The sequence below is a fragment of the Streptomyces sp. CoH27 genome, from assembly GCF_020181035.1.
In the GTDB taxonomy this organism is placed as follows: Bacteria; Actinomycetota; Actinomycetes; order Streptomycetales; family Streptomycetaceae; genus Streptomyces; species Streptomyces camelliae.
Window position 1 is genome coordinate 1 of sequence record NZ_JAIQYY010000098.1, and the last position, 1717, is coordinate 1717.

The following is a 1717-nucleotide window of genomic DNA, read 5'->3' on the forward strand; positions in this document are numbered from 1 at the left end:
CCTCGATTCTTCAGCGGTCGTGAGTGTCTGGCTGGCTTGCCGGTTCACCCCGTTTGTCCTCCGCGATAGCGGGCGGGGTCTTCGCGTGTCGCTGCGGCTGCGCCGGGGTTCCACGGCACCCGGAGGTGATGCGGGTGTGTCCCTTCCCTGTGTGTCGGGTTGGTGGGTCAGCCGTCAGGTGACGGCGGGCAGGGCGGTCAGCCGCTGCCAGCAGGTGGTGAACGCTGTGGCCCACGGCCAGGTCGCCTCGATCCGCAGCCATCGGCGGCGGGCGTGATCGGCGAGGCGGGCGGGCAGGTGGTAGAGGCAGCGCATGGTGTCCGGCTCCGCGTCGGCCAGGTCGTCGACATCGTGCAAGGCCAGTAGCCTGACCCAGGCATCGAGGTCTGCGGCGACGTTCGCGGCGAGCATCCAGCCGCGGTTGACCTCCCAGGAGGCGGAGGGCAAGTTGTCCAGTCCCATCGCCTTGTTCGTGCGGACCCGGTCCTCCACGCCGGCATGTGAGCGGTGCAGCACGTCCAAGAACTGGCTGTGGCCGGAGCCGGCGATGCCCCACATGCGGCCGATGTTGGTCGCGGTGATGCAGTACCGCCAGCCGGTCTTCTTCTCGAACGCGGTCAGCTTCTTCAGGTGTCGCCGGGTCGGTCTGACGCGGCGCACGATCAGCCGCATGCCCTCCGGCCAGCCCTCACGGGTGTTCAGCCCGGTCAACTCGGCTACGAAGTAGCCCTCTTGAAGAATGCCGTCCTGGTGAACAGAGGTCTCCCAGGCAGTCTCGGGCAGGCGGGCGATGGCCTGCTCGTCGTCCTCGGTGATCTTCCAGCCGACCGTGTAGCGGACCGTGCGCCGGGTGGTGTTCAACGCTTCAAGGTGTTCCAGCAGCCCGTGAGTGGCTCCTGCCCCGTCCACCCGCACCAGGATCTTCGCAGCCGAGGAACCGGGGATCTGGGCGAGGGCCTCGGTGAGCACCCGGATGTGGTCGGCTACCGTGTTCGCCCCTGCATTGCCCGGTCGCAGCATCATGGCCAGGGACTCGCTGGTGTTCGCGCACCACGCGGCCAGCGGATGAAACCCGAACGTCTTTTTGAAGGTGACCGCAGCCCCGGTCTTCTTCGACGCCGCGGTGATGACGGTGGCGTCAAGGTCGATGACGATCCAGCCGGTCAGCCGCTTCCCCGCCACCGTCAGCCAGGGGAAGCCGCCCGGCCGCAGATGCAGCAGACTCCACACGTGCCGGCGCACCCTGGCCCGTACCTTTGCGATCTTCATCAGGGTGGCCTCGTCGAGTGCGGCCAGCATCCGACGGGCGGTGGAATCCGAGGCCGCGAACCCGAACAACGGCCGGTGATGTAACTGGAGTTGCTCGGCCTCCGACAGGTTCTCGGCCCCGAGCACGATCGCGACCACCAGGTGAGCCAGCACTGCCGCGCGATCCCGCCAGCCGGCCACCGTGCTGGACGGCAGCACCTTTGCCAGCGCGTCCGTCAGCCCCGTCCGGTCGGCACACCGACGCAGCAGCACCGCCCCCACGTGCCCTACCAGCTTCTTCCCGTCAGCCACCACCGACAGCCGACGGTCCCACCCTGTACTCTCGACCACCAGAAAGGTGCCTTGCTCTCTGCAGCGGATACGACGTAGACACTCGCATCCTCGCAGGTCAACGGCACCTTTCTGCTGTCAGGGTGTCAACTCGACCAATTCCGCTGAATAGCCAGGG

The 1717-nt window shown here is 67.4% G+C and carries 1 protein-coding gene; it reads right to left on the reverse strand.

Going from position 1 to position 1717, the window contains the following annotated elements; translation table 11 throughout:
• Positions 1 to 174: 174 nt before the first annotated feature.
• Positions 175 to 1599: an IS1380 family transposase gene (locus LE548_RS45215; RefSeq protein ID WP_225102853.1), complete on the reverse strand. Its 1425-nt coding sequence runs from the start codon at positions 1597 to 1599 to the stop codon at positions 175 to 177.
• Between the last annotated feature and the right edge of the window lie 118 nt (positions 1600 to 1717).